Raw genomic sequence first — 24,827 nt, 5'->3', positions numbered from 1 at the left:
GGTAGAAGTTGAACGTTGAACGTTGAACGGGTTCTGTCTCTTATGCGAGTTCGAAGTTGTTCTGATAGGCCGCGAGCGTGTTGATCATGAGCGCGGCCACGGTCATGCGGCCGACACCGCCAGGGACGGGGGTGATCCACTCGCACTTGGGAGCGACGGCATCGAAGGCGACATCGCCGACCAGCTTGCCGTTCTCCAGGCGGTTGATGCCCACGTCGATCAGGGTGACGCCGTCCTTGACCATGTCGGGGGTGACGAAGCCGGGGATGCCGACGGCCACGATAACGATGTCGGCGCGGCGGGTCTCGTCGAGCAGCAGCTCGCGCGGCGTCTCGATGTGGGTGAGGGTGACCGTGGCGTTGCCGATGTCGAAGTCGTTGGAGAGCATGATGGAGATCGGCTTGCCCACGATGTTGGAGCGCCCGATGACCACGCAGTGTTTGCCGGCTACCGGCACCTGGTAGAACTGCAGCAGCTTGCAGATGCCGTAGGCGGTGGCGGGGCGGAACGCTTTCTGCCCCAGCGCCATGCGCCCGAAGTTGGTGGGGTGGAAGCCGTCGATGTCCTTGTCCGGCGAGATGGCGTTGATGACGCGCTGGGCGTTGATCTGCTTGGGAAGCGGCAGCTGCACGATGACGCCGTCGGTGGAGTTGTCCTCGTTGATCTCGGCGATGAGAGCCAGGAGTTCCTTTTCAGTGACCGATTCGGGGAGGCGGATCAGGTTGCTGTCGAAGCCCGAGAGGGAGCAGGTGGTGATTTTCGATTTGACGTAGGACTCGCTGGGGGCGTGGGTGCCGACCAGGATCACGGTCATGTGCGGCTTCCTGAGCCCCGCGTCCACGTGGCGCGCGACCTGTTTCGCGATGCCGGCGATCAGGCTGTCAGCGCATTTCTTGCCGTCTAAAAGATTCATGCTGTCTCCTCTGTCTGGAGTGTGAACGGGGGACAGGCACTTGCGGAGCCAGTTCCCTAGTGCCTCGGCACGTGAGAAGGGATGCCGATCAACGAGTAGTAGCATAAAAAAAGTCTCGGCTCAACAGCTAGTTAGCGTGAACCGGTATACGTTAAGCTGGCTTCAGCGGGGGCGCTGGGGACCGCTTAACGCAAAAAGGGGACTGGCTCCGCAGGTGCCTGTCCCCTTTATCGCAGGGCTTCTGGAAGACTGCGTGGCGTTACCTGCCGCATCAGATTCCAGCCGTCCGTCGGGTGCTGTGGGCTGATCCGTATACAGCATCTTTGCTGCGACTGTAGTGTAAACCTGCGCAAGATCGGTGACTTGAGAAACCGGCAACATTAATGAGTATTAAATGTTAAACAGGAAGTATACCATTACTAAACTTTTTGTTGACAAAATTCCGGCGACGCAATACATTGCGAAAATACAAAAGGTTTACTGTTACTAAACCGGGGGAGGACACTTGAAAATCGGTGAGAGGTTGAAGAGGCTCAGGATGGCCAATTCGCTTACTCAGGAAGAGTTGGCCAGCCGCGCCGATCTGACCAAGGGCTTCATTTCGCAGCTGGAGAACGATGCGACGTCGCCGTCCATCGCGACGCTGAAGGACATCGTGGACGTCCTCGGTATAAGCATGCAGGAGTTCTTCAGCGAGGAAGTCGATCAGGACATCGTCTTCGGTAAAGATGCCCGGGTGCAGGCGACGGACGACGGTGACAACGTCAAGGTGGAACTGCTGGTGCCGGGCGCGCAGAACCGCGAGATGGATCCCGTGCTGGTGACGCTCGATCCCGGCGGGGAGATGGACGAACAGCCCATCCACGAGGGCGAGGAGTTCGGCTTCGTCATCTCCGGCAAGGTGCAGTTACGGTTGGACGACAAGCTATACACGGTGGACAAGGGGGAGTGTTTCTACTTCTCGTCGGACCGCAAACATGCTGTGAAAAATGTAGGAAAGAGCGCGGCAAAGCTGCTCTGGGTTGTGACACCCCCAACGTTTTACTATTGAAAAGAGGAGAGCAAGTCAAATGAGCAAAGTATTGATTATCGGTGCAGGCGGCGTAGGTGGGGTTGTTACCCATAAGTGTGCTCAGGCAACCGGCGTGATCACCGGCATTACCCTCGCATCCCGTACCGAAGCCAAGTGCCGCGCCATTGCGGAGCAGATAGAGTTCCCGATCACCACCGCGCAGGTCGATGCCGACAATGTGCCGGAGCTGATCGAGCTGATCAAGCGCGAGCAGCCCAAGCTGGTCATCAACGTGGCGCTGCCGTACCAGGACCTGACCATCATGGACGCCTGCCTGGCGACCGGCGTGGACTATCTCGATACCGCCAACTACGAGCCCCTCGACACCGCCAAGTTCGAATACAGCTGGCAGTGGGCCTACCAGGACCGCTTCAAAGAGAAGGGGCTCATGGCCCTGCTCGGCTCCGGCTTCGACCCGGGCGTCACCAACGTCTACACCGCACTTGCCGCCAAGAACTACCTGGACGAAGTGCACGAGATCGACATCATCGACGCCAACGCGGGCAACCACGGCCAGCCCTTCGCCACCAACTTCAACCCGGAGATCAACATCCGCGAAGTGACCGCCCCGTGCCGTCACTGGGAGAACGGCGACTGGGTCGAGACCAATCCCCTTGCCACCAAGCGCGTCTTCGACTTCCCGGACGGCATCGGCCCGATGAACATCTACCGCATGTACCATGAGGAGATGGAGTCGCTGGTGAAGCACATTCCGACCATCAAGAAGGCGCAGTTCTGGATGACCTTCTCGGACAATTACCTGAAGCACCTCGAAGTGCTGCAGAACGTCGGCATGACCCGCATCGACGAGGTCGAGTTCAACGGCCAGAAGATCGTGCCGCTGCAGTTCCTGAAAGCGGTGCTGCCGGATCCGGGGAGCCTCGGGCCGCTCACCAAGGGGCGTACCTGCATCGGCGTCATCGCCCGCGGCATCAAGGACGGCAAGCGCAAGCAGGTCTACATCTACAACATCTGCGACCACGAGGCGTGCTACCGCGAAGTGAAGAGCCAGGCCATCAGCTACACCACCGGCGTCCCCGCCGTTGTCGGCGCCATCATGATGCTGACCGGCAAGTGGCGCGGCGAAGGCGTGTTCAACATGGAGCAATTCGATCCGGAACCGTTTATCGAGAAACTGGGCCCCATGGGCCTCCCCACCGTGGTAGTCGACGGTGGCGACTGGGCGGAACTGTAAGTGACCAAACTGCACGTAGAAGAAATGACGCAGCTTGCTCCCTCGCCAGCCTTCGTGGTCGATCTGGGGCGGTTGCGCCATAACTTAGCCATACTCGACGAAGTGCAAAAGCGCAGCGGCGCCAAGATCCTTTTGGCGCTGAAGGCGTTTTCCATGTGGAGCGTCTTCCCGATCATTGCGCAGACGCTGCACGGGATCTGTGCCAGCTCTCCGTGGGAGGCGCGCCTTGGGCGCGAGGAGTTCGGCCGCGAGGTGCACAGCTTCTCCGCCGCCTTCAAGGAAAGCGACGTGGCGGAACTGCTCACCACCTCGAACCACCTGGTGTTCAACTCGTTCAACCAGTTGGAGCGCTTCCGTCCCATGTGGGAGCAGTACGCCGGTCGTGTCTCCGTCGGCCTCCGCGTCAACCCCGGGCACTCCGAAGGGCACACGCCGATCTATGACCCGGCGGCCCCCAAGTCGCGCCTGGGCATCCTCCATTCGGAGTTTGACGGCAAGTCGCTGGCCGGCGTGGAAGGGCTTCATTTCCACACCCTGTGCGAGCAGCTCTTCGAGCCCCTGGAGCGCACCTCCAAGGTCTTCGAGGAGAAATTCGGCAAGTATCTGCCGCAGATGAAGTGGCTGAACCTTGGGGGCGGGCACCACATCACCCGCGAAGGGTACGACATCGACGCGCTGGTGGAGCTGGTGCGTTACTACCGCGAGAAGTACGACCTCGAGGTCTACCTGGAGCCGGGCGAAGCCATTGCCATCGGCACCGGCATCCTGGTCTCCGAGGTGCTCGACGTGGTGCACAACGAGGCGGATATCGCCATCCTGGATGTATCGGCAACCTGCCACATGCCCGACATCCTTGAGATGCCGTACCGTCCCGAGATCCAGAACGGCTACCTGCCGGGTGAGAAGGCGCACGACTACCGCCTGGGCGGGCCGTCGTGCCTGGCCGGGGACGTCATCGGCGACTGGTCCTTCGACCATAAGCTGGTGCCGGGGGAGAAGCTCGCCTTCCTGGATATGTCGCACTACACCATGGTCAAGACGACCACGTTCAATGGCATTCAACTGCCGCATATCTGTACCTATGAGCCGCAGACCGGGGAATTGCGCGTGGTGCGCAGCTTCGGATACGAAGATTTCAAGAACCGTCTGTCGTGATGACTGTCAACATCCCACTTTGCTGAACATGGTGAACTGAACATGGCTAAATGGACCATCAACGATTCCTCGAAGATCTACAACATCGATAACTGGGGCGCCGAACTCTTCTCGGTCAACAAGAAGGGTAACGTCTGCGTGCATCCGACCCCCAATTCAAAATATTCCATCGATCTGAAGGTGCTGGTCGACGACCTGATCAAGAGAAAGATCAAGCCGCCGATCCTGCTGCGTTTCATGAACATCCTGGAGGGGCGTATCGCCTCTATCAGCCGCGTGTTCAAGAACGCCATTCACGACAACAACTACCCGGCCAAGTACCAGACCTTCTACCCGATCAAGGTGAACCAGCAGCGCCAGGTGGTCGAGGCGATCGCGAACTTCGGCAAGAAGTACAACATCGGCCTCGAGGTCGGCTCCAAGCCGGAACTGGTGGCGGCCATCTCCATGGTGACCGGGAGCAACCTCCCCATCATCTGCAACGGCTACAAGGACACCGAGTTCATCGAGACCGTGCTCTTCGCCACCCGCGTCGGCTACGACATCACCATCGTGGTGGAGAAACTGTTCGAACTGGAGAAGATCGTCGAGGTGGCCAAGCGCACCGGCATCACCCCGAAACTGGGCATCCGCGTCAAGCTCTCCTCCAAGGGGATCGGCAAGTGGTCCACCTCCGGCGGCGAGGACGCGAAGTTCGGCCTGCGCATCTCGGAGATCATCGCGGCCATCGATATGCTGCGTGAAAACGGCATGCTGAACACGGTGAAACTGCTCCACTTCCACGTGGGGAGCCAGATCACCAAGATCGACAAGATCAAGAATGCCCTGATCGAGGGGACCAGGATCTACGCCGAGATGCGCAAGCTGGGCGTCGACCTCGAGTTCCTCGACATCGGTGGCGGCCTCGGCGTCGACTACGACGGCTCCAAGTCGAGCTACTTCTCCAGCGTCAACTACTCGCTCGAGGAGTATGCCAACGACGTCATCTACCAGGTGAAAAACATCTGTGACGACGCCGGCGTGCCGTGCCCGAACATCATCTCGGAGTCGGGCCGCGCCACGGTTGCGCACTACTCGGTGCTGATCACCGACGTGCTGAACAACAACACCCAGACGCTCATGCCGGACTTCGAGTTCATTCTGACCGAGACGGAGAAACTCTCCCCGACGGTCAAGAAGCTGGTCGACATCTACAAGAGCATCGACAAGCACTCCCTGCGCGAGGACTACCACGACACCATCCAGCTGATCCAGGAATCGGTGAGCCTCTTCAACCTGGGCTACCTGAACATGGCCGAGCGCGCCAACGCGGAGTGGATCTACTCGAAGATCATCAGGAAGATCAACTCCATCGTCGAGAAGATGAAGCCGATCCCGGACGAACTGCAGAACTTCCAGCTGAGCCTGAGGCAGACCTACTTCGCCAACTTCTCGCTGTTCCAGTCGATTCCCGACTCCTGGGCCATCGACCAGCTCTTCCCGATCGTCCCGATCCAGCGCCTGGACGAGAAACCGGACGTGCTCGCCTCCATCGCCGACATCACCTGCGACTCCGACGGCGAGATCACCAGCTTCGTGGGCGAGAACGGAAGGACCAAGGCGCTGCCGCTGCACAAGATCAAGGGGGACGAGCAGTACTACATCGGCTTCTTCCTGATCGGCGCCTACCAGGAGATCCTGGGCGACATGCACAACCTGTTCGGTGACACCAACGCGGTTCACATCACCTTCAACAAGAAGACCAACTACAAGATCGATACGGTCATCACCGGCGACGCCACCTGGGAGAGTCTGAAGTACGTGCAGTACGATGCCCAGGAGATACTGAAGCGAGTCCGCAACAACCTGGAGAAGGACGTCTCGCTGCAGAAGGTGTCCATCGAGGAGAGCAGCCACTTCTTGGAACTGCTGGACAAGACCTTACAGTCCTACACCTACCTGGGTGAATAAATCTTTCTACTTTGATTAAAGTAACATGAACTGGTGTCGATAGGTTACAGGGGAAAGCCAATGGTTTTCCCCTGTTATCGTTTTAGTTCCCGCTGTCACCGGCTTGTGGTGCGACGGTTGTAGCTATAACATTTGGACATTTTTACGAGGCTGTGTTAAAGTTCACAGCGCATGTCGCTGTTGAGGGCCTCTTCAAATTTACCTAGGTAGGGGAGGGAGTAAATGCTGATTCAGGTGAGCTACAACGACGACAAGTATGACTACGTCAAGGACTTCATGCTGGAACCGCTGATCCAGTCCGGGGCGATCTCAAAATTCAGACGCAGATCGGGATGGGTCCAAATCGGCATCGATCCGGTACGCTCGCAGCGCCGGGAACACTACACCGGCGAGGAAAGAAGGGCCGGGACCGCCTGAACCCACTGTCCACGCTTCATCAAGCCTCCTGCCCACGGCACGGAGGCTTTTTTGTTCCCGCACGGCCTTTACCTTACCTTCTTTGTTTGCTTCGCGCCTTGTCTCTGCATCATTCACAGCAGTCACCACTATCCCTCAACTCTTTTCATGCTGTAGAAAAATAGGACTTAAATGGTATTATTGACGCAGTTGCCAATCGAACTATCATCTCTCGTCCCTTGGCAGCAGCCAACGGACACAAGGAGGGTAAAGATGAACAGAGTCAACACGACCCGTATCGCCGGTCTTATGACTGCGGCATTTTTGCTGCTACTTCCGGTTATCGCCTCGGCCAGCACCTGGAACATCGATGCTGAACACAGCAGCATAGGCTTCAAGGTGCGCCACTTGATGGTCTCCAACGTCAAGGGGGTGTTCGGCAAGGTTTCCGGTGTGGTCAACGTCGATGACAGCGACCTCAGCAGGTCTTCGGTCACGGCGACCATCGACACCACGTCCATCGATACCGGTGTCGCCAAGCGCGACGCCCACCTCAAAAGTCCTGACTTCCTGGATGTAGCCAAGTACCCCACCATGACCTTTGTCTCCACCGGGGTAACCAGGGGAAGCGGCGGCAACTTCAAGGTGATGGGCAATCTCACCCTGCACGGTGTGACCAGGCCCGTGGTACTCGATGTGGAAGGTCTCTCGCCGGAGATAAAGGACCCGATGGGCACCCCGCGGCGCGGCGCTTCGGCCAGCACCACCATCAACAGGAAAGATTACGGGCTGATCTGGAACAAGATGATGGAAGCGGGTGGAGTAGCGGTCGGCGATGAGGTCAAGATCAACATAGAGGTGGAAATGACCAAGGCCAAGTAGGCTGCAGCATCCGGGCAGGTGAACAGGGGGCGCCTCCGTATGGAGGGCGCCCCCTTTCGTTTTGGTCCATCAGGGAATTGCGGGAAGCCAAATTTACGTCCCATCCGAAGCGCTGCACGCGGCCTGACGTTCCCCCTTTGCGAAGGGGGGCAGGGGGGGATTTGGTTTGTGCGGCGTGAGGGCTTCTTGAACAGCGGACGCATGCGGCGGTTATACACCCTCGTGCCGGGGCATAACGGATGTGTTTTCAAGGTGTTGTCGCAGAGGATTGGTGCGGTGGGCGGAAAGTGCGGAGCTAGGTGTATGAAAAAAACATACTATCGACGCGGTACGGTGGTTGCGCCGTAGTTTGATGGTGTCCGTAAACCCTATAAATTTCGAGGTCTTGACCTTGCGGTAGGGGCGGTTTCGCCTCTGGCACGGATGATGCTCTTCATGAAGCCAGCAGGCTAACAACCGATCCTAAAAGGAGGATGTCATGAGAGCGAAAGCACCTATCACCTCGATCATCGCAACAGTCGCATCGGCAACGTCGGCTTTTGCCGCTAACGGTGCGCAGGCGGATGAGCCTGGCATCCTTGTCTGGGCTTTCATGGGCTTTGCCGCTGTCATCGTCGCGGGCCAGATGGTTCCTGCAGCCATGCTGGTCATCGGCGCGGTGAAGGCGCTCTTTGGCAAACCGGAGGCTGCCAAACTGAAGGCGTAACAAGGATGTGGTAGTAGTCCGCTGCAAAGAGAAAAGCCGCTCTTCCGAGCGGCTTTTCCTTTTCCTGCTTTGCCCCTACCTCAATCTTTCAGTCGTTCCGCCAGTAGTTCGGCCGTGTGCTTCACCCGCACCGGCGCCCCGTCCTGATCGAACCCGCCGCTGATCTGCAGCACGCATCCCGGGCAGTCCATCGCCACCAGCGGCGCGCCGGTATCCTTGATGTTCTTCAGCTTTCTCTTCAGGATCGGCGCGGAAATCTCCGGCAGCTTCATGGAGTAGGAGCCCCCCATGCCGCAGCACATGTCGCACTCGAACATCTCCTCGACCTGGTAGCCCACCTGCTGCAAAAGCTCGCGCGGCTGTTCCGACACCTTCAGCGTCCGCTTGAGGTGACAGGAGTCGTGATAGGTGATCTTGCCGAGGTCCGCCCCTTCCTGGAAGCTGAGGCGGCCTTCGTCCACCAGGCGCTTCACCAGCGTGGCGAGGTCGATGGTCTTTTCGGCGAGTTTGCGCGCCTTGTCCAGCCACTCGGTCCGCCCGACCGCCTCGAGCGTCTTGGCGAAGTCGTGGGCGAGCGCCACGGTACAGGTGGGGCAGGCGGAGACCACGTACTGGGCATCCTGCTCCAGGAGCGCTGTGATGTTGTCGGCGGCGTTTTGTGCCGCTACCTCGTAGGCGCCGCTGTAGAGTGCGGGTGCGCCGCAGCAGGTCTGCTCCTCGGGGAAGATCACCTCGATCCCGGCCTTGTTGAGTAGTTTCACCAGCGCGACCCCGGTCTCCGGGTAGGCAAAATCGATCAGGCAACCGGCGTAGAAGACCGCTTTCTCCTTCCCCTTGGGTTGCTCGATGCCCGCGTAGAGGTCGCGGAACGGTTTCTCGGCGATGGCCGGGAGGCTGCGCCCGTCGGTGAGTTCGGAAAGGAACAGCGGCAGGTGCCGGATGAACTTACCGGAGGTGAAGGGCTTGCCAGCGACCGAGGCGGCGCGCAGCATGCCGTGGAAGAGTTTCCTGTTGTTCACCACGCTGAAGATCGCCTTCTGTACCAGGGGCTGTCCCTTTTCCAGCACCAGCCTGCGCCGGATCTCCATGATCATCTCGGGGATGTCCAGCTTACCGGGGCAGACCTGGGTACAGTTGCCGCACTGGATGCACAGCCCCTGGATTTCCTCGGACTTCTTCAGTTCGTCGAACCAAGCGGTGAGGATGGTGCCGATGCCGCCGGTGTAGACCTTGCCGAAGACGTGCCCGCCGACCAGGCGGAAGATGGGACAGACGTTGAGGCAGGAGCCGCAGCGGATGCACTGCAGCGCCTGCTTGAACTTGGGATCCTTGGCCATCTCGGTGCGCTGGTTATCCATCAGGATGATGTGCAGCTCCTTCTGGGATCCGTCATCGTTCTGGGTAGGGCCCGTGATGATGGAGACGTAGCTGGTGAGCAACTGCGCCGTGGCGCTTCTGGGGAGCGCGTCGAGGATCGGTACCACCGTCTCGAACTTCTCGACCAGTTTCTCGACCCCGATCAGCGCCACGTGGATGCGGGGCAGGGTGGTCACCAGACGCGCGTTCCCCTCGTTGGTCACCAGGACGATGGAGCCGGTCTCGGCGACGGCGATGTTGCCGCCGGAGATGCCCATGTCGGCTTCCAGGAACTTCGGGCGCAACTCGTTCCTCGCCACCTTGACCAGGCGCGGGATGTCGGTGTCCAGCCGCTCGTTCACTTCCTTGCTGAAGATGTCGGCGACTTCCTCCTTGGTCATGTGGATGGCGGGCATCACCATGTGGGACGGGGTCTGGCCGGCGAGCTGGATGATCCATTCCCCGAGGTCGGTCTCCGCCACCGAGATCCCTTCCTTCAGCAAGGCCTGGTTCAGGTGGATTTCCTCGGTGGCCATCGACTTCGACTTGACCACGTTCTTCACGCCGTTGTCGCGTGCCACCTGGAGGATGTACTGTTTCACCTCTTCCGGGTCGCGGGTGCGGAACACCTTGGCGCCCAGTGCTTCGGCGTTCTTGCGGAACGTCTCCGCCACCTCGTCCAGGTGGCAGGCTGCCGCCGACTTGGCCTCCGCGATGCGGCCGCGCAGATCCTCGAAGTCGATCCCCTCGTACGCCTTGGTGCGGTTCACCTTGTAGGCTTCGGAAAACTTGCCCAGCGCGCCGGTGAGGTTGGCGTCGTTCAAAGCCCGGTTGATGCTTGCCTTGAATTCCTGTTTCATATCTGCTCCCCTCCCAGCTCGTCGACAAACAATATAATGAGCCGCTCCGGTCCGTGTACCCCGATGGTCAGCACCCGCTCGATGTCCGCGGTACGGCTGGGGCCGGTGATGAAGGCTATGTAGCGGCTGTTTTTCGGATTGATACGGGCAAAGAGGGCGGTCTTGTCGGCAACGATGTTGCCGGAAGGTACCAGTGCGATGTGGATGCCGGTGAGCGCGGAGGCGAGGCGCTGGTCCGGAGCCGCCTGGTCCTGCACCAGCGAGCCGGTATCGGCAACGGCAAACGACATGTCGCTGATGCCGACCTTGGCCTGTGCCGCGCGCTCCCTGGTCACCTCGAAGCCCAGCCCGGGAACCCCGGCCAGCGATCCCCGGTCTACCGTCTCCAGGAAAGGGCCCTCGGCCCAGACCGCGTAGCTGCCCGGAGTCTCGGCAACCCCCTCCTGTTTTAAAAATGAGAGGACGAATTCGACCGCGTCACTACAGGTGCCGACCCGGTGCACTTCCGCCCCGACCCCGACTGCCCTGGCCTTAAATTGCTCGTACATAGCTGTTCTTCCTCCATCACTTTTGGCATTACCCGCTGCACCGAGGGGCGACTTCTTGAGCGCCGACCGTTTGATCAGGGTAAAGCTGTTTTAAATCCCTTGGAACCTGTTCGATTTTTGTGTCATACGTTCGTTCGGCGAAATGGCTCCGAGGCATATGATAAAAAAGATATTACCATATGGCCAAAATATCCTAGTCCAAAAAATAGCCTGAGTAAAGCCATTTATATAGCGTATGCAAAATAACTTGACACTGTTCTGAAAAGGTGGTTAATTGGCCTTACCAAAATGTATAACTTGGTTTGATTGCCCAGTTCTCCGCAAGTCAGGCAATGGGCGTCAGCTAGCAGGGGCCGTTCCGAACCTATTCCACTTGAATTGAGATAGCCAGTTTTTTGCCGCCCATACCAGCATCACGAACCAAAGGAGAACTACAGTCATGCCATGGATTCAGAGCTACACCCCCGTTGCGGGAAGCCTCGCGATGTCCGCGCTGGTTGCCGCCATCCCCCTCGTCGTCATCTTCGTCTGTCTGGCCGTATTCAAGATGAAGGCTCACAAGGCGGGCCCCCTGGCGGTCGCCTCCGCCATCGCCATCGCCATCTTTGTATGGCAGATGCCGGCCAAGCTCGCCGGGCTCGCCACGCTGCACGGCGCCGCCTTCGGTCTCTTCCCCGTCTTCTACATCGTGGTGACCACCATCCTCCTCTACAACATCACGGTAAAGGGAGGGCAGTTCGAGATCATCAGGGCGTCGCTGGCCGGGCTCACCGGTGACCGCCGCCTGCAAGCGCTCCTGATCGCCTTCTGCTTCGGCGCCTTCATCGAGGGGGCCGCCGGCTTCGGCACCCCGGTCGCCATCGCGGGCGCCACGCTCGTCGGTCTCGGTTTCAGGCCCTTCTACGCCGCAGGCGTCTGTCTCATCGCCAACACCGCTCCGGTTGCCTTCGGCGCCATCGGCATCCCGGTCGTCGCTCTTGCCGGCGTCATGGGTTACGACGACGCCGGTCTCATGAAGCTCTCGACCATGGTCGGTCGCCAACTCCCCTTCATCTCCGTGTTCATTCCGTTCTACGTCATCATGATCATGGTGGGGTGGAAGAAAACCATCGAGGTGCTGCCGGCCATCATCGTCTGCGGCGTCACCTTCGCCCTCGCTCAGTGGGGCACCGCGAGCTACCTCGGCCCCTATCTGCCGGACGTCACCGCTTCGCTGCTCACCCTGGCTGCCCTGGTCATTCTGCTCAAGTTCTGGCAGCCGGCCACGGTCTGGACCTTCGACCACGAGCCGGAGTTTACCGGCAAGGAAAGCCACGACTATACCGGCGCCGAGATGTTCCGCGCCTGGGCACCGTACCTCGTGCTCACCATCATGGTACTGATCTGGGGCATCCCGTCGGTCAAGACCGCTCTCGACAAGAGCAAGGTCGTCATCCCCATCGCCGGTCTGGACAACGCCATCGTGAAGAAGGTTTCCAAGCCGGAAGACGGTATCAAGAAGGTTGCGGCCGTGAAAGCAGAAGCTGCCAAGCAGGCGGCGCTGCTCTCCCCGGCTGATCCCAAGCAGGCTGCCCTGGCCGTCGGCCTGACCGAACTGCAGGCGCTCGAGGACAAGGTGCTGGCAGTAGAGCAGAGCCTCCCCGCCGGCAAGGCGGTGGTCACTGCCGAGCGCTTGGCCGCCTACGACGCGGTCGACAAGAAGCAGAAGGACCTGCAGAAGGTACAGAAGGAACTGGTGGAAGCGAAGACGGTAGACAAGGCGCAGTTCAAGGCGCTGGACAAGGCCGTCACCGACCAGCTCCCGGCCAAGGTTCCCGCCAAGTTCACCTTCAACTTCATGTCGGCAGCAGGCACCGCCATCCTGATCGCGGCCATCATCTCGGCGCTGATCTGCGGCGTCGGCGTCGGCTCGTTCTTCCAGGTGCTGGGCAAGACCCTGTACGACATGCGCTGGCCCGCCGTCACCGTGGCCTCCGTGGTCGGTCTTGCCTTCGTCATGAACGCCTCGGGCATGACCACCAGCATGGGCATCTCCTTCACCAAGGCGGGCGCCATGTTCCCGTTCCTCTCTCCGTTCCTGGGCATGCTGGGCGTGTTCCTGACCGGCTCCGACACCTCCAGTAACGTCCTCTTCGGCGGTCTGCAGAAGGTGACCGCGGAGCAGTTGGGCATGAACCCGCTCCTGACCGGCGCTGCCAACACCAGCGGCGGCGTCATGGGCAAGATGATCTCCCCGCAGTCCATCGCCGTCGCCTGCGCCGCCACCGGCCTTGTCGGCGAAGAAGGAAACCTGTTCCGCTTCACCCTGAAGCACGCCCTGTTCCTAACCACGGTCATGGGCATCATCATCGCGCTGCAGGCCTATGTCTTCACCTGGATGATCCCGTAACGGCAGCAGTACTGCACGAAACGGCAGCCCCGGAGTCGGATCCACCCGGGGCTGCCGCTACCTCCACCACCGCCCCTTTTCTCTCAAGCGCGCCTGCCTCTCCCTGGAGAGCAGGGCAAAGCCGGTGCATGCCTCATGGCAAGAAAGCTGTTCGACATATGCTGGCAGATCGTGTTCCTGTGGCTGGTATTTCGCTGCGGCGTCTGGCTGGTCGGTGCCCTGAACCTCTCCCTGCCGGGCAACGTCGCCGGCATGCTGATCATGTTCGCCCTTCTTGCCAGCGGCATCGTCAAGCCTGGCCTCATCGAGGCGGGCAGCGGCTTTCTGCTCAAGCACTTCGCCTTCTTCTTCATCCCGATCTCGGTCGGGCTCATCTCCTTCGGCGGACTGATGCGTCAAAGCGGGCTGGAACTGCTGGTCATCCTGATAGTGAGCGCGCTGGTCGGTGCCGCGGTCACCGGAACCGCGGTGCAGCAGCTGCAGCAAAGGAGGGACCGGTGAGCGGTGTCCTCTTGTTCTCCTTTTTCGTCGTCATTACCGTGACCTGCTACCTGGCGACCCGGAAGCTCTTTCTCACCTACCGGCACCCGTTGCTGAACCCGGTTTTCCTGAGCACCGTCGCGATAATAACGATGCTCAAGGGCACCGGCCTCGGGCTTGACGACTACCGTCCCGCCAAGGAGGTCATGACCTACCTGCTCGGCCCGGCAACAGTCGCGCTGGCGCTGCCGCTGTACCACAACCGGATGGTGCTCCGGGAACACATGCTGCCGGTCATGGCCGGGGTGATGGCCGGATCCCTCGCCACCATGGCGGCCGCGCTCGGGGCGGGACGTCTCTTGCAGCTGGACACCACCGTGCTCACCTCCCTGGGGCCCAAGTCGGTAACGGTGCCGATCGCCGTGGAGATCTCCCGGCTTGCCGGTGGGGACGCGAGCCTGACCGCCGCCTTCGTGGTCGCCACCGGCATGATCGGCTCCATCATGGGGCCGTCGCTGCTCTCCCTGTGCCGGGTGCAGAGCCCGGTTGCCCGCGGGCTGGCCCTCGGGACCGTCTCGCACGGGCAGGGGACCGCGGTGGCCCTGCTGGAGAGCGAGACCGCGGGGGCGATGGGTGGCGTGGCCATGGCCATCGCCGCAGTTTTCACCGCACTGGTAGCACCGTATTATCTGCCCCTGTTCCTGCAGTAGCGGCACAGGTGGTCACGGACAATCCAATTAGCCAAGAAAGGAATCATCGTCATGGAAACGAGTTTTATAAAAGCGCTCTCGGAGATAGTGGGGGAGCAACATACCCTTTCCGATCCTGAATCACTTGCCTGCTACGGCTACGACTCGACTCCCGAATTGCAAAGCCGTCCCGGCGCGGTGGTCCTTCCGGGCAGTTCCGAGGAGATCTCCAAGGTGCTGGCGCTCTGCAACGGAGCCGGTGTGCGCGTAACCCCGCGCGGTTCCGGGACCAACCTCTCCGGCGGTTCCATCTCCTTCGATGCCGGCGTCGTGCTGCAGACCAGCAGGATGAACCGTATCGTCGAGATCGACGAGGAGAACCTGACCGCCACGGTCGAGACCGGCGTCATCACCTCGACGCTGCACCGCGAAGTGGAGGCCAAGGGCCTTTTCTATCCCCCCGACCCGGGCAGCATGAACATCTCCACCATGGGGGGGAACGTGGCTGAGAACTCCGGCGGCCTGAGGGGACTCAAGTACGGTGTCACCGACGACTACGTCATGGGGCTGAAGACGATCCTTGCCGACGGCGAGGTGCTGAAGACCGGAGGCAAGGTTGTCAAGGACGTGGCGGGCTACAACCTGAACCAGCTACTCGTTTCCTCGGAAGGAACCCTAGGCGTCTTCTCGGAGGTCATCGTCAAGCTGATCCCGAAGCCGCAGGCGAAGAAGACCATGCTGGTGCACTTCCCGCAGCTCGAGCAGGCGGCGCTCACCGTGTCCCACATCATCGCCGCCCGCATCATACCGGCGACCCTTGAGTTCCTGGACCGCACCACCATCAAGTGCGTCGAGGATTATGCCCACGTGGGACTGCCGCTGGACGTGGACGCCGTGCTCCTCATTGAGGTGGACGGGCATCCCGCCCAGGTGGAGGAGGATGCGGCCGGCATCCGTGCCATCTGCGAGCGGCACCACTGCTCCTTCTTCCAGACCGCGGCCGGCCCCGAGGAGGCGTTGAAACTCGCCACCGCCCGCCGCGTGGCGCTCTCCGCCCTGGCCCGGGTTCGTCCCACCACCATCCTCGAGGACGCCACCGTGCCGAGAAGCTGCATCGCACCGATGGTCAAGCTGATCCAGGACACCGCCAAGAAGTACGACCTGTTGATAGGAACCTTCGGCCATGCCGGGGACGGCAACCTGCACCCCACCTGCCTCACTGACGAGCGAAACCCCGACGAGATCAGGCGTGCGCACCAGGCCTTCGGCGAGATCTTCGAGGCGACCATCGCCATGGGTGGGACCATCACCGGCGAGCACGGTGTCGGCGTGGCCAAGAAGAAGTACCTCCCCAAGCTGGTGGGCGAGTCGGGACTGCGCGTCATGCGCGGCATCAAGGGCGCCTTCGACCCCAGGGGCACCCTGAACCCCGGGAAAATCTTCTAGTCGGACCTCGGACCAGTCAGAGAAAAAAGAGGGCATCATGGATTTCGTAAAACTGATCAACTGCATGCGCTGCGGCATGTGCCTGCCGCACTGCCCGACCTATAAGGAAACCTTCCTGGAGACCGCCTCCCCGCGTGGCCGCGTGGCGTTGGTGCGCAAGTTCCAGGAGGGGGAGCTGGTGGAGAGCGAGAAGTTCCTCGAATACGTCTCCCTTTGCCTCGATTGCCAGGCCTGCGCCTCCGCCTGCCCCTGCGGCGTCAACGCGGGCGAGCTGGTGGCAGAGTTCCGCTGCGAGAGAAAGCAGGAGCAGGGGCTCTCCACCATGGAGGACCTGATCCTGAGAAAGCTGGTGCCGCACCCGGACCGCCTGGAGGCGGCCACTGCGCCGCTGAGGCTCTACCAGCGCACCGGCCTGCAGAAGGTGGTCCGCTCGCTCGGGCTTTTGAAGGTGTTCCCGGCGGCGCTGGGAAGGATGGAGGGGCTGCTGCCCAAGCTCCCCGAGGCCCCGCTGCGCCAGACCATCAGCGAGGTCACTCCCGCGGTCGGCGAACAGAAGGGGACGGTGGGCTTCTTCCTGGGATGCGTCATGAGCCTCATCTTCAGCGAGGCGAGCCTTGCCACCGTGGAACTCCTTTCCACCCTGGGCTACAAGGTGATCACCCCCAAGGACCAGAAGTGCTGCGGCGCCCCCAACATGCTGGGACACGACATCGACGGGCTCAAGGATGCGGCGCGCTTCAATACCGACCTGTTCCAGTCACAACAGCTCGACTTCGTGGTCACCGACTGCGGCGGCTGCGGAGCGGAGCTGAAGAAGTACGGTCACCACCTGGACGGCGAAGCTGCCGCCACCGCCTTCAGCACCAAGGTGAGGGACATCTCCGAGATCCTGGCCACCGAGGCCGGCACGCTCAAGGAGAAGCTCAAGCCCCTGCCGCTCAAGGTGACTTACCACGACCCGTGCCACATCGCCCACTGCCAGGGGATCCGCAGCCAGCCCCGCGCCCTGATCAACCTGATCCCGGGCATCGACTTCCGCGAGCTCCCCGAGGCGGATGCCTGCTGCGGCTCGGCCGGCACCTATAACATCGAGAAGCCGGAGATGTCGGACCGCGTGCTGTCACGCAAGGTGCAAAACGTTCAGAAGACCGGTGCCGACTACCTGGTAACCAGCAACCCCGGCTGCCTCTTGCAGCTGAAAAAGGCCCTCTCCGAGGCCAACCCGCCGGTCAAGGTGATCCATCTGACCGAGCTCTTGCAGATGAGCCTCAATGCCTGAGCCGGAGCGGAACGACAGGCCGAAAAGATGTTTACGTGTGCGTCAAATTGACGCGGTCGGCGCGGCCAGACTCTAAAAATTTTGTTGCCTTAGCCACTCTAATGTAGTATCGGTGCCTCATGAAATTTACGCCGATTAAACCGAAAAAGGTATCGACTCAGATCGCCGAACAGATCCGCAGCTCGATTTTGGCGGGTGAATTCAACCCCGGCGAAAAGCTTCCTCCCGAGCGCGAGCTGGCCGAGCTGTTCGGCGTTTCTCGCCCCTCGGTGCGCGAAGCGCTCAACATCCTCACCTCGTCGGGGCTGGTGGAAACCTACCAGGGGGGAGGGACGCTGGTCCGCTCCCTGGTCGAGAACTCCGCCACCATGCCGCTTACCGAACTGATCCGTATCGACGGCGACCGTGCCCTCGACGTGATCGAGGTGCGCAAGGGGATGGAGTCATGGACCGCGTGGTACGCGGCGACCCGGGCGCTCCCCGAGGACATCCGCCGTATCGAGGCGGTAATCGACGGGATGAGGAAGAACCTCGAAGATCTCAAGCACTCCGAGGATTTCGACGCCCACTTCCACATGCTGGTGGCCCGCGCTACCCATAACGTGGTCTGGTCGCACATGATGCAGAGCATCTTCGAGGCGATGCAGGAGTTTCAGCGCGACGTCTGGCGCGCCGTCTACCTGACCGAAGAGGACCAGCGGCTGTTGTTCAGTCACCATCTGAAGGTCTACGAGATGATCCGCGACCGTAACCCCGAAGGCGCCCGCGACGCGATGCTGGAACACCTCGACTTCGCGCAGAAGCGCTGCTCCGCCTACGTCTCCATGCGCGGATCGGAATAAGCACTAAAGCCAAGGGACCCAAGGCCCGGTAGAGCACTCTGCCGGGCCTTTTTTGCCTCCGCTGTTTCCAACTCTCCCCCACCCTTGACGGAGGGGGCAGGGGGGTGACCTTGCCATGACCGCAGATGTGGCACCTACCCCCCCTAACCCCCTCCCTTGACGGAGGGGGCAGGGGGGTGACCTTGCCATGATCGCAGATGTGGCACCTACCCCCACCCCCTAACCCCTCCCGCGAGGGGAGGGGGCTTTTGGGCCACTGCAACATCCCAACCGTTTCACGCTGGCGCGGGGGTGCTTTTTGGTTGAAGCGAAATTTGTTTTTGGTTATAGTTACGCGATTTATTTCCCTGCAGATAAAACCAAGGAGGGTTTACATGATAGATTTTCTGGGCGATTGGAAGAGAACCAGTTATTGCGGTGAGTTGCGTGCCGAGCACATCGGTCAGGACGTGGTCCTGATGGGATGGGTAGCCAAGCGGCGCGACCACGGCGGTCTCATCTTCGTTGACCTGCGCGACCGCGACGGCGTCGCCCAGGTGGTCTTCGACCCGGAAAGAAACGCCGATGCGCATGCCAAGGCCGAGACCGCCAGGAACGAATTCGTCCTGGCCATCAAGGGAACCGTGGCCGCGCGTCCGGAAGGGACCGTGAACCCGAAGATGAAGACCGGCGAGGTCGAGGTGCTGGTCAAGGAGTGCAAGCTCTTGAACCCCTCCAAGGCACTTCCCTTCACCCTGGACGGCTTCGTCGACGTCAACGAGAACATCCGTCTCAAGTACCGCTACCTGGACCTGCGTACCGGACAGCTGCAGCAGAACCTGATCCTGCGCTCCAAGGTCGCCCAGCTCACCCGCTCCTACCTGACCGACAACGGCTTCCTGGAGCTGGAGACCCCGTTCCTTACCAAATCGACCCCCGAAGGCGCCCGCGACTTCCTGGTCCCGTCGCGCATCAACAAGGGTGAGTTCTACGCCCTGCCGCAGTCCCCGCAGCTCTTCAAGCAGATCCTCATGGTGTCCGGCTTCGACCGCTACTTCCAGATCGTGCGCTGCTTCCGCGACGAGGATCTGCGCGCCGACCGCCAGCCCGAGTTCACCCAGATCGACTGCGAGATGTCCTTCATCGACCGCGAAGACATCATCACCGTGATGGAAGGGCTCATGGCCCGCATCTTCACCGAGGCGCGCGGCGTCAAGGTCGAGCTCCCGATCCAGAGGATGACCTACCAGGAGGCGATCCGTCGCTTCGGCGTAGACAACCCGGACCTGCGTTTCGGCCTCGAGCTGGTCGAGCTCTCCGACATCGTCAAGAACTCCGGCTTCAAGGTCTTCGCCGACGTGGTCAACGGCGGCGGCATCGTCAAGGGCATCAACGTTAAGGGCGCCGGCGCCATGAGCCGCAAGGAGATCGACGACCTCACCGAGTTCGCCAAGATCTACGGCGCCAAGGGCCTCGCCTATGTGAAGATGACCGCGGAAGGGTGGCAGTCCCCGATCGCCAAGTTCTTCACCGCGGAAGAGATCGCCACCATGGACAAGGCATTCGACGCCAAGGAAGGCGACCTGCTCCTGTTCGTGGCCGACAAGCCGAAAGTCGTCAACGACTCCCTCGGCAAGCTCAGGAACCACCTGGCCGCCAAGATGGGGCTCACCGACCCCAACGTGTTCCGCTTCGTCTGGATCACCGACTTCCCGCTGCTCGAGTGGGACGAGGAGGAGAAACGCTGGGCCGCCGTGCACCACCCGTTCACCGCACCGATGGACGAGGACCTGCAGTACGTGGAGAGCGATCCCGGCCGCTGCCGCGCCAAGGCCTACGACCTGGTCCTGAACGGCAACGAGATCGGCGGCGGCTCCATCAGGATCCACCAGGAAGAGGTGCAGTCCCTCATGTTCAAGATGCTCGGCCTCTCGGAGGAGAGTGCGCGCGGCAAGTTCGGCTTCCTGCTGGACGCCCTTGAGTACGGCACCCCGCCGCACGGCGGCATCGCCTTCGGCCTGGACCGCCTGATGATGCTGATCACCGGCTCCGACTCCATCCGCGACGTCATCGCCTTCCCGAAAACCCAGAAAGGGGCCTGCCTCATGTCCGAGGCACCCTCGGGCGTCGATACGCTGCAGCTGCGCGACCTGGGCATCCGTCTCGCCGCGAAGCAGTAGGGCGTCCTCTCTTTGAGGCTTTTTGCCCGTTTCATAATCCTGCTGCTTTCACTCTCAGCGGCGGCCTGCGCAACGCAGCCGCCGCGTTTTCGCGATGAGGCTGCGGCCAAGCTGGACCAGCTGAAGCTCGAAGGCGGGGAACGGCTGCGGCCGGCCGAGTACGCAAGCGTGCTGCAGGCGTTTCTGAAGGGAGACGCCTACCTCATGGAGAGCGAGCAGGAGGAAGCGGATCGCTACTTCCAGATGACGATCCTGAAGGGGGACCTCCTCGCGCAGGAGGTGGCCGCGGAGAAGGCGCGCCGGCTGGCCGAGGCGGCCCGGTTGGCCGAGGAGCGTCGACGCGCCGAGCTGGAGCGGTTGGCTCGCCTGGAGGAAGAACGCCTGGCCAGGGCGCAGGCAGCCGAGAAGGCGCGGCGGGAAGCCGCGGAGGCGGAGCGGCGCAAGGTCCGGCCGGTGGTGAAGGAGCCCGTCCAGGTCGCCTCCTGGACCGTCCGCCGTGGCGAGTCGCTACCGCTGATCGCCTCACGCCCCGAGGTGTACGGGGACCGCAACCTCTGGCCCCTGATCTACCGGGCCAACCGGGACCAGATCCGGGACCCCAAACACATCTGGCCGGGTCAGGTGCTGCGCGTTCCCAGGAACGCCGGGCGCGACGACTTCGCCGAGGCCCGCCGCTACGCACAGGACCATCCGCTGCACTGACGTCCGTTCTTTTCGTTAGACACTATTTTTGAACGGTATTTTGTGCAAAGAAGGACCGGGCCTCCACCCGTTGCAGGGCAGGGGGACGAACTCCTTCCAGAGCAAGCCCCAGCGCCCCCGGCGTCCCGCCGCCGGCCGCTGTTTTTTTCCCGCGTGATTCTACGCCGCTACGCGATTTACCGCAGTTTTTCCACGCTCTCTGCCGGTTCCCTCGCCGCCGGCTTCCCTTGCCGCACCGCTTCTTGCCTCATTTGAATCCTCACGAAATTCACCCAGATTTTCCCTTGACAGTGAAAAACGTTTTGTATACTGTATACAAAATTTGAAATCCCAGCTTATCCTGCTAACATCCCATAATCCTTTATATATTTCGAGAGTCGCCGCGAAGGCCCCTCCTCGGGGACGGACGGAAGGTTGTTGACGGGCTCCCGCAGGCTAATAAAACACCATGTCGGGCGATGGCAGCGCTGCCATTCCCAGCATTTTGTATTTGAGCTTCGTATAAAACCCAAGGAGAGATCATGACAACACAGACTAAGATCGTTTGGACCAAGATCGACGAGGCCCCCGCACTGGCAACCTACTCCCTGCTCCCCATCGTCAACGCCTTCACCAAGGCAGCCGGCGTCGAGGTCGAGACCAGGGACATCTCCCTGGCTGGCAGGATCATCGCGAACTTCCCCGAGAACCTGACCCCGGAGCAGAAGATCGCCGACGAACTGGCTTACCTGGGTGAGCTGACCCAGAAGCTGGAAGCCAACATCATCAAGCTCCCCAACGTCTCCGCCTCCATTCCGCAGCTCAAAGCCGCCATCGCCGAGCTGCAGAGCCAGGGGTACAACATCCCCAACTACCCGGAAGAGCCCAAGACCGACGAGGAGAAGGCGCTGCACGCCCGCTTCGCCAAGGTGCTCGGTTCCGCCGTCAACCCGGTACTGCGTGAAGGCAACTCCGACCGCCGTGTCGCCAAGGCCGTCAAAGAGTACGCCAAGAAGCACCCGCACAAGATGGGCGCCTGGGCTGCCGACTCCAAGAGCCACGTCTCCAACATGAGCGCCGGCGACTTCTACCACTCCGAGAAGTCGGTGACCCTGAAAGAGGCCACCACCGCCAAGATCGAGTTCGTGGACAACCTGGGCAACGTCACCGTGCTCAAGGAGAAACTCCCGCTGCAGGCCGGCGAGGTGCTGGACGGCTCCTTCATGAACGTCCGCGCTCTGCGTAAGTTCATCCAGGAGCAGATCGACGACGCCAAGGCCAAAGGGATCCTCTTCTCCGTGCACCTGAAGGCGACCATGATGAAGATCTCCGACCCGGTCATCTTCGGGCACTTCGTCTCCGTCTACTTCAAGGACGTCTTCGAGAAGCACGAGGCGACCTTCAAAGAGATCGGCGTCAACGCCGACCTGGGCCTGGGCGACCTGTACAAGAAACTCGACAAGCTCCCGGCAGGCAAGAAGGCCGAGATCGAGGCCGACATCCAGGCCACCTACGCCAAGCAGCCGCCGCTGGCCATGGTCGATTCCGACAAAGGGATCACCAACCTGCACGCTTCCAACGACATCATCATCGACGCCTCCATGCCGGTCGTGATCCGCGATTCCGGCAAGATGTGGGGCCCGGACGGCAAACTTGCCGACACCAAGTGCGTTATCCCGGATACCTGCTACTCCGAGTGGTACCAGGAGTGCATCGACTTCTGCAAGAAAAACGGCCAGTTCGACCCGACCACCATGGGCGCCACCTCCAACGTCGGCCTCATGGCACAGAAGGCCGAGGAGTACGGCTCCCACGACAAGACCTTCGTCGCACCGCTCAACGGCACCATGCGCGTCGTCAACGCCGCCGGCGAAGTGCTGATCCAGCACCAGGTCGAGCAGGGTGACATCTGGCGCGGCTGCCAGGCCAAGGATCTCCCGATCCGCGACTGGGTCAAGCTTGCCGTCAGCCGTGCCCGCGCCACCGGCGCTCCGGCCGTCTTCTGGCTCGACAAGAACCGCGCCCACGACGCCCAGATGATCGAGAAGGTGAACACCTACCTCAAAGACCACGACACCAACGGTCTCGAGATCCACATCATGTCCCCGGTAGAGGCCATGAAATTCACCCTGCCCAGGGCCAAGGCCGGCAAAGACACCATCACCGTCACCGGTAACGCCCTGAGGGATTACCTCACCGACCTGTTCCCGATCCTCGAGCTCGGCACCTCCGCGAAGATGCTCTCCATCGTCCCGCTTCTGGCTGGCGGCGGCCTCTTCGAAACCGGTGCGGGCGGTTCCGCTCCGAAGCACGTACAGCAGTTCCAGCAGGAAGGCTACCTGCGCTGGGATTCCCTGGGCGAGTTCCTGGCCCTGGCCGTCTCCCTCGAGCACCTGGCAGCCACCTTCAAGAACGACAAGGCTGCTCTCCTCGCCGAGACCCTCGACGCCGCCAACACCAAGTTCCTGGATCAGAACAAGAACCCGGCGCGTAAGGTAGGCCAGATCGACAACCGCGGCAGCCACTTCTACCTGGCCATGTACTGGGCCGAGGCCATTGCCGCCCAGACCAAGGACGCTGACCTCGCCGCCAAGTTCGCCAAGGTTGCCAAGGCACTGCAGGACAATGAAGAGAAGATCAACGCCGAGCTCATCGGCGCCCAGGGCAAGCCGGTCGACATGGGCGGCTACTACCACCCGGACGATGCCAAGACCGAAGCTGCTATGCGTCCGAGCGCAACCCTGAACGCGATCATTGACTCTATCGTCTAAGAGGCGTAAACAGTAAATTCCGTTGTACCGTACACATCACATTTATTTAACGGAGGAAGAAAACATGGCACGTAAGAAAATCGCACTTATCGGTGGTGGTCAGATTGGCGGCGTCCTTGCTCAGCTCTGCGCTCTGCGTGAACTGGGTGACGTGGTGATGTTCGACATCGTGGAAGGCCTGCCGCAGGGCAAAATGCTGGACATCGCCGAGGTGGGCTCGGTTGACGGCTTCGACTGCTGCCTCAAGGGTACCAACAGCTACGAAGACATCGCCGGCGCCGACGTGGTCATCGTCACCGCGGGTCTCCCCCGTAAACCGGGCATGAGCCGCGACGACCTGATCGAGGTCAACTCCAAGATCATGACCTCCGTCGCGGAAGGGATCAAGGCTCACGCACCGAACTCCTTCGTCATCGTCATCTCCAACCCGCTCGACGCGATGGTGACCCTGTGCCAGAAGATCACCGGCTTCCCCTACAACCGCGTCATCGGCCAGGCCGGCGTCCTCGACTCCGCACGCTTCAAGACCTTCATCGCCTGGGAACTGGGCGTTTCCGTGAAGGACGTGAACGCGATGACCCTGGGCGGCCACGGCGACGACATGGTGCCGCTGGTGCGCTACGCCTCCGTGAACGGCATCCCGGTCATGGAACTGCTCGAGAAGAAGTACAAGGACAAGGCTAAGGCCAAAGAAATCATGGACGCCATGGTGAAGAGGACCCGCGGTGCAGGCGGCGAGGTTGTCGCCCTCTTGAAAACCGGTTCCGCCTTCTACTCCCCGGCTTCCTCCGCCATCTGCATGGCAGAGTCCATCCTGAAGGACCAGAAGCGCGTTCTCCCGACCTGCGCATACCTCAACGGCGAGTTCGGCGTGAAAGGCTTCTACGTCGGCGTTCCCTGCGTCCTGGGCGAGAACGGCGTCGAGGCGATCCTCGAGTTCGAACTGGATGCCGAAGAGCAGGCCATGATGGACAAGTCGGTTGCCGCCGTTAAGGAACTCGTTGGTTCCATGAAGTAATTGGCAGCTTGAGTGGTACTACCAGGGGGTAGGGAGGTTT

General features: G+C 61.1%; 20 protein-coding genes. 17 read left to right on the top strand and 3 right to left on the bottom strand.

The features are described from left to right. Window positions 1-40: 40 nt before the first annotated feature. Window positions 41-913 (bottom strand): bifunctional 5,10-methylenetetrahydrofolate dehydrogenase/5,10-methenyltetrahydrofolate cyclohydrolase, encoded by an 873-nt coding sequence (locus tag JFN91_RS18035; RefSeq protein WP_199390543.1) that lies wholly within the window; start codon window positions 911-913, stop codon window positions 41-43. Window positions 914-1,418: 505 nt separating this feature from the next. Between JFN91_RS18035 and JFN91_RS18030 the strand changes: the two genes are divergently transcribed. The 7 genes from JFN91_RS18030 (at window position 1,419) to JFN91_RS18000 (ending at window position 8,269) form a co-directional block, all read left to right on the top strand. Next, entirely contained in the window at window positions 1,419-1,964 is a 546-nt protein-coding gene (locus tag JFN91_RS18030; RefSeq protein WP_183348805.1) for a helix-turn-helix domain-containing protein, read from the top strand. Window positions 1,965-1,983: 19 nt separating this feature from the next. Next, on the top strand, window positions 1,984-3,180 hold the full coding sequence (locus JFN91_RS18025; protein WP_199390542.1) for a saccharopine dehydrogenase family protein: 1,197 nt from the start codon (window positions 1,984-1,986) through the stop codon (window positions 3,178-3,180). 24 nt (window positions 3,181-3,204) lie between these two features. Next, window positions 3,205-4,335: a carboxynorspermidine decarboxylase gene (gene nspC, locus JFN91_RS18020; RefSeq protein WP_215907446.1), complete on the top strand. Its 1,131-nt coding sequence runs from the start codon at window positions 3,205-3,207 to the stop codon at window positions 4,333-4,335. Between the two features lie 42 nt (window positions 4,336-4,377). Further along, window positions 4,378-6,285, top strand: coding sequence for a biosynthetic arginine decarboxylase (gene speA, locus JFN91_RS18015; RefSeq protein WP_199390540.1), 1,908 nt, complete (start codon window positions 4,378-4,380; stop codon window positions 6,283-6,285). A gap of 222 nt (window positions 6,286-6,507) precedes the next feature. Further along, window positions 6,508-6,702 (top strand): GSU3473 family protein, encoded by a 195-nt coding sequence (locus tag JFN91_RS18010; RefSeq protein ID WP_199390539.1) that lies wholly within the window; start codon window positions 6,508-6,510, stop codon window positions 6,700-6,702. Window positions 6,703-6,954: 252 nt separating this feature from the next. Then, window positions 6,955-7,563 carry a YceI family protein gene (locus JFN91_RS18005; RefSeq protein WP_199390538.1) on the top strand — a complete coding sequence of 203 codons (609 nt, stop codon included), beginning with the start codon at window positions 6,955-6,957 and terminating at the stop codon, window positions 7,561-7,563. A 478-nt stretch (window positions 7,564-8,041) separates the two neighbouring features. Further along, window positions 8,042-8,269 (top strand): hypothetical protein, encoded by a 228-nt coding sequence (locus tag JFN91_RS18000; protein ID WP_199390537.1) that lies wholly within the window; start codon window positions 8,042-8,044, stop codon window positions 8,267-8,269. 80 nt (window positions 8,270-8,349) lie between these two features. Here the strand turns inward: JFN91_RS18000 and ldhH are convergent, their stop codons facing one another. Next, on the bottom strand, window positions 8,350-10,485 hold the full coding sequence (gene ldhH / locus JFN91_RS17995; protein WP_199390536.1) for an L-lactate dehydrogenase (quinone) large subunit LdhH: 2,136 nt from the start codon (window positions 10,483-10,485) through the stop codon (window positions 8,350-8,352). Then, window positions 10,482-11,033, bottom strand: a complete 552-nt coding sequence (locus JFN91_RS17990; protein ID WP_199390535.1) for a LutC/YkgG family protein — start codon at window positions 11,031-11,033, stop codon at window positions 10,482-10,484. The genes ldhH and JFN91_RS17990 overlap by 4 nt, the downstream gene beginning before the upstream one ends. Window positions 11,034-11,472: 439 nt before the next feature. Here JFN91_RS17990 and JFN91_RS17985 point away from each other — a divergent pair, with 439 nt between their 5' ends. The 10 genes from JFN91_RS17985 (at window position 11,473) to mdh (ending at window position 24,787) form a co-directional block, all read left to right on the top strand. Continuing rightward, window positions 11,473-13,422 (top strand): L-lactate permease, encoded by a 1,950-nt coding sequence (locus JFN91_RS17985; protein WP_199390534.1) that lies wholly within the window; start codon window positions 11,473-11,475, stop codon window positions 13,420-13,422. Window positions 13,423-13,557: 135 nt separating this feature from the next. Further along, complete coding sequence (locus tag JFN91_RS17980) at window positions 13,558-13,923, top strand: CidA/LrgA family protein (protein WP_199390533.1); 366 nt, start codon at window positions 13,558-13,560, stop codon at window positions 13,921-13,923. Next, window positions 13,920-14,612, top strand: a complete 693-nt coding sequence (locus JFN91_RS17975) for an LrgB family protein (RefSeq protein ID WP_199390532.1) — start codon at window positions 13,920-13,922, stop codon at window positions 14,610-14,612. The genes JFN91_RS17980 and JFN91_RS17975 overlap by 4 nt, the downstream gene beginning before the upstream one ends. Window positions 14,613-14,663: 51 nt before the next feature. Beyond that, a complete protein-coding gene (locus JFN91_RS17970) occupies window positions 14,664-16,037 on the top strand; it encodes an FAD-binding oxidoreductase (RefSeq protein WP_199390531.1) in 1,374 nt (457 codons plus the stop codon). 37 nt (window positions 16,038-16,074) lie between these two features. Next, window positions 16,075-17,316 carry a (Fe-S)-binding protein gene (locus JFN91_RS17965; protein WP_199390530.1) on the top strand — a complete coding sequence of 414 codons (1,242 nt, stop codon included), beginning with the start codon at window positions 16,075-16,077 and terminating at the stop codon, window positions 17,314-17,316. A gap of 119 nt (window positions 17,317-17,435) precedes the next feature. Further along, window positions 17,436-18,158: a FadR/GntR family transcriptional regulator gene (locus JFN91_RS17960; protein ID WP_199390529.1), complete on the top strand. Its 723-nt coding sequence runs from the start codon at window positions 17,436-17,438 to the stop codon at window positions 18,156-18,158. Window positions 18,159-18,532: 374 nt separating this feature from the next. After that, the gene (aspS, locus tag JFN91_RS17955; RefSeq protein ID WP_199390528.1) at window positions 18,533-20,317 is read left to right on the top strand and encodes an aspartate--tRNA ligase; all 1,785 of its coding nucleotides are present in this window, start codon (window positions 18,533-18,535) and stop codon (window positions 20,315-20,317) included. 12 nt (window positions 20,318-20,329) lie between these two features. Further along, the gene (locus JFN91_RS17950; protein ID WP_199390527.1) at window positions 20,330-21,019 is read left to right on the top strand and encodes a LysM peptidoglycan-binding domain-containing protein; all 690 of its coding nucleotides are present in this window, start codon (window positions 20,330-20,332) and stop codon (window positions 21,017-21,019) included. Window positions 21,020-21,540: 521 nt separating this feature from the next. Further along, on the top strand, window positions 21,541-23,769 hold the full coding sequence (locus tag JFN91_RS17945) for an NADP-dependent isocitrate dehydrogenase (protein WP_199390526.1): 2,229 nt from the start codon (window positions 21,541-21,543) through the stop codon (window positions 23,767-23,769). Window positions 23,770-23,833: 64 nt separating this feature from the next. Beyond that, entirely contained in the window at window positions 23,834-24,787 is a 954-nt protein-coding gene (gene mdh, locus JFN91_RS17940) for a malate dehydrogenase (RefSeq protein WP_199390525.1), read from the top strand. Window positions 24,788-24,827 lie beyond the last annotated feature (40 nt).

It is taken from the genome of Geomonas anaerohicana, assembly GCF_016458305.1.
In the GTDB taxonomy this organism is placed as follows: domain Bacteria; phylum Desulfobacterota; class Desulfuromonadia; order Geobacterales; family Geobacteraceae; genus Geomonas; species Geomonas anaerohicana.
This window is presented reverse-complemented; position numbering and strand designations above follow the sequence as displayed.